This is a genomic window from Frateuria sp., assembly GCF_013362045.1.
Taxonomy (GTDB): Bacteria; Pseudomonadota; Gammaproteobacteria; order Xanthomonadales; family Rhodanobacteraceae; genus Frateuria_A.
This window is the reverse complement of record NZ_JABFWW010000313.1, coordinates 1-5,319: the sequence shown is the minus strand read 5'-3', so window position 1 is coordinate 5,319 and position 5,319 is coordinate 1. Positions and strand designations below refer to the sequence as shown.

Genomic DNA, 5,319 nt, shown 5'->3' with positions numbered 1-5,319 from the left:
GGCCGGCGTGCTCTAGGTTTTTTTTCAGAGTCGGCCACGGATGGCCGGTTCTGCTTTTCGCGGCATGGATGCCGCGTCTAATCAACTGATCAGCGCCGAGGCGAGGCGCTGCAGGCGACCGCGCGCGGAGCCGTCGATCACTTCGCTGCCAGTGTCGATCACCACGCCGCCGAGCAGCGCCGGGTCGACCTTGGCTTCCAGCTCGATCTCGCGCTTGAAGCGGCGCTTGAGCGACGCCTTCAGCTGTTCGGCCTGGTTGGCATCCAGCGCCATCGCGCTGGTCACCTTGACCTTCAGCTGCGAGCCCGCCTCGCGCTTGTGTTCCTCGTACAGCTCGGCCACTTCCGGCAGCAGCGCCAGGCGCCGCTGTTCGGCCAGCGTCTTGAGGAACTGCGCGAACGCGGTATCCGCGCCCATGCCCTGCGGCAGGTGCAGCGCCACCAGCTGCGCGGGCTGCACGCGCGGATCGCCGACCAGCGCGGCCACGCGGGCATCCTTCGCCACCGAGGCGGCGAAGGCGAAGGCCTGCGACCATTCGCCGAGCATGCCGGCCTCGTGCGCCAGCTCGAAGGCGGCGCGCGCGTACGGACGGGCGAGGGTGATTGCCTGGGCCATGGTCAGATTTCCGTGGCGAGCTGGTCGAGCAGCGCCTTGTGCGCGGCCGGGTCGATCTCGCGCTGCACGATCTTGGCGGCGCCCTGCACGGCGAGCGCGCCGACCTTCTCGCGCAGCTCCTCGCGGGCGCGCTGGGCCATCGAGGCGATGTCGTCCTGCGCGCTGGCCTTCAGCCGGTTGATCTCGCCGATGGCGTCGGCGCGGGCCTTGTCCAGGATCTGGTTGGCCTGCTGCTGGGCGCGGTCGATGATCTCGGCCGCCTGCTGGCGCGCCACCTTGATCTCGGCGGCCACCTTGCTGTCGGCGTCACGCAGCTCGGCGCGGGCGCGCTCGGCGGCGTCGAGGCCTTCGGCGATCTTGAGCTGGCGCTCCTCGATGGCCTTGTTGATGTGCGGCCAGATGAACTGGACCGTGAACCAGATCAGGATCGCGAAGGCGATCATTTCGCCGATCAAGGTCGCGTTGAAATCCATCGCTGCGTTACCTGTAAATGCGGGGGTGGTACGGGTACGGGCGCCGCTGTCGCGGGCACCCGTAGGGGAGCGGCGCGCAGGCGCCGCCTCGTGCTTACTTCGCCGTCAGGGCCGACAGCAGCGGATTGGCCACCGCGAAGTACATCGCCAGCGCCACGCCGATCAGGAACGCCGCGTCGATCAGGCCGGCCAGCAGGAACATGCGGCCCTGCAGCAGCGGCACCAGCTCCGGCTGGCGGGCAGCGGCTTCCAGGAACTTCGAACCCATGACGCCGATACCGATACAGGCACCGAGGGCGCCCAGGCCGATGATCAGGCCCAGCGCGATGGCGGTGAAACCCTGGATTTGCGCGATTTGAACGATAGCTTCCACGACGATCTCCTCAGAAAGAAAAGCTTGTGTTGTTCGATGAAAAAGAACTGCAGGTCAGTGGTGGTCGTGAGCCATCGAGATGTACACGACGGTCAGCACCATGAAGATGAAGGCCTGGATCGAAATGATCAGGATGTGGAAGATGCCCCACACGGTGTAGCCGATGATGCCCATGCCATACAGCGCCCAGCTGCCGGCGGTGAACAGCCCGGCAATCAGCATGAACACGAGCTCGCCGGCGTACATGTTGCCGAACAGTCGCATCGCCAGGCTCACCGGCTTGGAGAGCAGCTCGACCAGGTTCAGCGCGAAGTTGGGGATCCACAGCAGCGGGTGCTTGCCGAACGGCGCGGTGAACATCTCGTGCATGTAGCCGCCAAAACCCTTGGCCTTGAAGCTGTAGAAGATGATCAGCAGCAATACGGTCAGCGACATCGCGAAGGTCATGTTGATGTCGGCCGTGGGCACGGCGCGGAAGTGGCCGATGCCGAACTTCTCGGTGATCCAGGGCAACAGGTCGACCGGCAACAGATCCATCGCGTTCATCAGGAACACCCAGACGAATACGGTCAGGGCCAGTGGGCCGAGCACGCGCCGATCACCGTGGAACACGTCCTTGACCTGGCCGTCGACAAACTCGAGCACGATCTCGACGAACGCCTGGCCCTTGCCCGGCACGCCTGCGGTGGCCTTGCGAGCCTTGGCCCAGAACCACAGGCAGAACAACACACCGAGCGCCAGCGACACGGTGACCGAATCGACGTGCACCGCCCAGAAGCCTTCCGGACTCGTGTGCGGAGTCAGGTGCTTGAGGTGGTGGGAGATGTATTCGGTAAGACCGCCCTGCGGCTCGCTTGCCATGTGTCAACCCTTGAATCGAAACGCCAGCAGATGAACCGCGTAAGCAGCCGCCAGCCCCGTGATGGCGGCCAGCGGCGGCAATCTCATTTGGACCAGGATCATGCCCATCCCTCCGATGACCACGATCCATTTGAGGACCATGCCCATCAGCAGACGGCCCAGCGCCATGCCCGCCCCATGCATCCCGGCGAAGGCCCGCGCGCCAAGCAGCGCGTTGCCTAGCGCCACCACGAGGGCGCCTGCAGCGGCCGCCAAGGCTTCACGACGCCCCTGCACGAGGAAGACGAGACCGACCAGCGCTGCCACCCCGACCTGACACATCACGATGCGCAGGGCCAGGCGGCGACCGGAGGCTAGACTGTTGAGCACGTGTGTTCCCGCGCGGTTTCGCACCAGGCGTCACCCTTGCAGCAACGGGCCACGATCCAATCCGCAAAAGTATATCAGCCGGTCATTTGGACGGACAAGCCGCACGGCTGCGACATCTTGTCGTGCGGGCGTTGGCGTTCACTTTTCGGGTGGCGCAAGTTCCTGCCGACGTCTGCAAAAAAGAAGGCCGGACATGGAAGTCCGGCCCAGAGAGCGCGTCCCGGCGGGGAGGGTGATGGGGACGCGGGCAGAAGCCTTACTTCGCGGCCGCCTTGCGACCGTTCGCAACCGTTGCCGCGACTGCATCATTGGCAGCCTGCAGCGGCTGCACCAGGGAGCCGAGCGATTCGGCGGTCTGCCGACCGACGGCCACGAGGCCCTGGGTCAGGACCACAGCCTGTTCGGCCTGCGCGCGACCCAGCGCCACGCCCTTGTCCCACAGTCCACTCAGGCCATCGGCATCGCGCATTTCACCTGCGGCGAGCAGAAACTCGGCGGCCGAACGGGACTGCTGTTCCAGCGCGCCCAGTTGCAGGCCAGCTGCCTGCTCCAGGCCCTTGAGCACAAGCGCCTGCGCCTTGAAGGCGTTGTCGGCGAACTGCCTGGCATAGGCAAACACTTGGGTATCGATCTGCTGCGTCATGACTTGTCCCTCGCGGGAGTGGGAGTGGAGCAAGCCTAGCAGGAGATTTTGTGCAATGCAACATCAAAGAATGTCTAAGATCTCTACTAGCTTAGAGCCGGTCACCTTGCGCTGCGTCAGAAGCTGGTCCGGCTGCAGCTGGCCCCCGACGTGCAGGTTTCGTGCACCACCACCCTGTCCAGTCCGGGCAGTCGCGGTTCCAGGCGGCGAAAAATCCAGCGCGCCAGCGTCTCGCTGGTAGGGTTGTCCAGCCCTTCGATTTCGTTGAGGTAATGGTGGTCCAGTTGCTCGAACAACGGCGCGAAGGCCGCCTTGACGTCGGCAAAGTCCATCAGCCAGCCCATGGTCGGATCGGGCTCGCCTTCGACGTGGATTTCGATGCGAAAGGAGTGCCCGTGCAGCCGTGCACACTTGTGCCCGGCCGGCACGTTGGGCAGCCGGTGCGCCGCTTCGATCTGGAACACCTTATGGATATGCATGGCGAGCCATTGTAGGACTGGCCCATCGCACCGCTCTCGGGGCCAAGGGACTGGGAACGGGACGGCTGCGGCGTCGCTGGCGCGTGGTGGCTATGGGTGGACTCGAACCACCGACCCCAGCATTATGAGTGCTGTGCTCTAACCGGCTGAGCTACATAGCCAAGGGGCATCGCTGGCAGGGCGCGCCAACGGAGCCCGGCAGTGTAATTGGCGGGCCGGGCCGGTTCAAGCCTCTTCGCTTTCCTGCGTCGCGCGCGCTATGGTTGAACCGCGCCGAAGCCGCTGTAGTCGCGGCATGCCGGCCAGGAGGCGACATGATCGACGCGGATGGCTATCGCCCGAACGTAGGCATCGTGCTGCTCAACGGCGATGGTCGGCTGTTCTGGGCACGGCGCGTCAACCACGACGGCTGGCAGTTCCCCCAGGGCGGCATGCACAGTGACGAAACGCCGCTGGAGGCGATGTACCGCGAGCTGGCCGAGGAAACCGGGCTGGCGCCCGAGCACGTCGAGGTGATCGCCAGCACGCGCGGCTGGTTGCGCTACCGACTGCCCCATCGCTACGTACGCCACCACCAGCACCCGACCTGCATCGGCCAGAAGCAGGTATGGTTCCTGTTGCGCCTGGTCGGCGGAGAAAACGCGCTCAAGCTCGATGCCTGCGACAAGCCCGAGTTCGACATCTGGCGCTGGGTCGACTTCTGGTATCCGGCCGACCACGTGGTCAATTTCAAACGTCAGGTCTACGAGCGCGCGCTACGGCACTTCGCACCGCTGGTGGAGCAGTTGCTGAGCGTCCAGCTCGGCGCCCAGCCGCGCACCGCGGGGAGCAACGGGCCGGGTAGCTGCGCAGTCGCCTGAACGGTCGAGCCGGGCCTTGTTGACAATCATTCGCATTCGCGCTGGAATGCGCGCCATGTACATCTGCCTCTGCAATGCAGTCACCGACAGCGACATCCGCCGCGCAGTCGCCGACGGCGCGCGGACCTTCGCCGAACTGCAGGCGCGTACCGGTTGCTCGGACTGCTGCGGCTGCTGCGAATCCGAAGCACGCGCCACGCTGGATGCGGCGCTGGCCCAAGTGGCATTCCCGCTCCCGCTGGTCACCGCCTGACGCCCGTACCCGGGCAAAACCGCAACCATTCGCGTTACCGCCTGCTTGCGGGCAAGTCCGTATAGTCACCGGTCGACCCCAGCACCGGAGACCTCCCAATGAAAGGCGACGCCAAGGTCATCGAGTACCTCAACAAGGTGCTCTACAACGAGCTGACCGCGATCAACCAGTACTTCCTGCATTACCGCATGTTCAAGAACTGGGGCTACGGCGAGTTGGCCGAGCACGAATACAAGGAGTCGATCGACGAGATGAAGCACGCCGATCGGCTGATCGAGCGCATCCTTTTCCTTGACGGCCTGCCCAACCTGCAGCACTTGGGCAAGCTGCGCATTGGCGAGAACGCGCTGGAGTGCATTCAGGGCGACCTCGACCTGGAACTGGCCGCCGCGA

At 65.0% G+C, this 5,319-nt stretch carries 10 protein-coding genes and 1 tRNA gene; 3 read left to right on the top strand and 8 right to left on the bottom strand.

The window, feature by feature from the left end; all coding sequences use genetic code 11:
• Window positions 1-81 precede the first annotated feature (81 nt).
• The 8 genes from HOQ08_RS14930 to HOQ08_RS14895 form a co-directional block, all read right to left on the bottom strand.
• A complete protein-coding gene (locus HOQ08_RS14930) occupies window positions 82-615 on the bottom strand; it encodes a F0F1 ATP synthase subunit delta (RefSeq protein WP_291196646.1) in 534 nt (177 codons plus the stop codon).
• Between the two features lie 2 nt (window positions 616-617).
• Complete coding sequence (locus HOQ08_RS14925) at window positions 618-1,088, bottom strand: F0F1 ATP synthase subunit B (RefSeq protein WP_291196643.1); 471 nt, start codon at window positions 1,086-1,088, stop codon at window positions 618-620.
• A gap of 94 nt (window positions 1,089-1,182) precedes the next feature.
• Window positions 1,183-1,461, bottom strand: a complete 279-nt coding sequence (atpE, locus tag HOQ08_RS14920; protein ID WP_291196641.1) for a F0F1 ATP synthase subunit C — start codon at window positions 1,459-1,461, stop codon at window positions 1,183-1,185.
• 54 nt (window positions 1,462-1,515) lie between these two features.
• Window positions 1,516-2,322, bottom strand: a complete 807-nt coding sequence (gene atpB, locus HOQ08_RS14915) for a F0F1 ATP synthase subunit A (RefSeq protein ID WP_291196638.1) — start codon at window positions 2,320-2,322, stop codon at window positions 1,516-1,518.
• A 3-nt stretch (window positions 2,323-2,325) separates the two neighbouring features.
• Complete coding sequence (locus tag HOQ08_RS14910) at window positions 2,326-2,691, bottom strand: hypothetical protein (protein ID WP_291196635.1); 366 nt, start codon at window positions 2,689-2,691, stop codon at window positions 2,326-2,328.
• Window positions 2,692-2,947: 256 nt separating this feature from the next.
• Complete coding sequence (locus tag HOQ08_RS14905) at window positions 2,948-3,334, bottom strand: phasin family protein (RefSeq protein ID WP_291196632.1); 387 nt, start codon at window positions 3,332-3,334, stop codon at window positions 2,948-2,950.
• A 116-nt stretch (window positions 3,335-3,450) separates the two neighbouring features.
• A complete protein-coding gene (queD, locus tag HOQ08_RS14900; RefSeq protein ID WP_291196629.1) occupies window positions 3,451-3,813 on the bottom strand; it encodes a 6-carboxytetrahydropterin synthase QueD in 363 nt (120 codons plus the stop codon).
• Window positions 3,814-3,897: 84 nt separating this feature from the next.
• Window positions 3,898-3,974 (bottom strand) — tRNA-Met (locus tag HOQ08_RS14895).
• A 153-nt stretch (window positions 3,975-4,127) separates the two neighbouring features.
• Between HOQ08_RS14895 and HOQ08_RS14890 the strand changes: the two genes are divergently transcribed.
• The 3 genes from HOQ08_RS14890 to bfr form a co-directional block, all read left to right on the top strand.
• Window positions 4,128-4,673: an RNA pyrophosphohydrolase gene (locus tag HOQ08_RS14890; protein ID WP_291196626.1), complete on the top strand. Its 546-nt coding sequence runs from the start codon at window positions 4,128-4,130 to the stop codon at window positions 4,671-4,673.
• Between the two features lie 46 nt (window positions 4,674-4,719).
• Window positions 4,720-4,926: a (2Fe-2S)-binding protein gene (locus tag HOQ08_RS14885; protein WP_291196623.1), complete on the top strand. Its 207-nt coding sequence runs from the start codon at window positions 4,720-4,722 to the stop codon at window positions 4,924-4,926.
• A gap of 98 nt (window positions 4,927-5,024) precedes the next feature.
• Window positions 5,025-5,319, top strand: a 295-nt coding sequence (bfr, locus tag HOQ08_RS14880; protein WP_291196621.1) for a bacterioferritin, incomplete at its 3' end; no start/stop codon positions are given.

Excerpts from the sequence above, each read along its gene's own strand:
- atpB (WP_291196638.1), bottom strand. The coding sequence starts at position 2,322 with ATGGCAAGCGAGCCGCAGGGCGGTCTTACCGAATACATCTCCCACCAC.
- HOQ08_RS14885 (WP_291196623.1), top strand. The coding sequence starts at position 4,720 with ATGCGCGCCATGTACATCTGCCTCTGCAATGCAGTCACCGACAGCGAC.
- HOQ08_RS14930 (WP_291196646.1), bottom strand. The coding sequence starts at position 615 with ATGGCCCAGGCAATCACCCTCGCCCGTCCGTACGCGCGCGCCGCCTTC.
- HOQ08_RS14925 (WP_291196643.1), bottom strand. The coding sequence starts at position 1,088 with ATGGATTTCAACGCGACCTTGATCGGCGAAATGATCGCCTTCGCGATC.
- HOQ08_RS14890 (WP_291196626.1), top strand. The coding sequence starts at position 4,128 with ATGATCGACGCGGATGGCTATCGCCCGAACGTAGGCATCGTGCTGCTC.
- queD (WP_291196629.1), bottom strand. The coding sequence starts at position 3,813 with ATGCATATCCATAAGGTGTTCCAGATCGAAGCGGCGCACCGGCTGCCC.
- HOQ08_RS14905 (WP_291196632.1), bottom strand. The coding sequence starts at position 3,334 with ATGACGCAGCAGATCGATACCCAAGTGTTTGCCTATGCCAGGCAGTTC.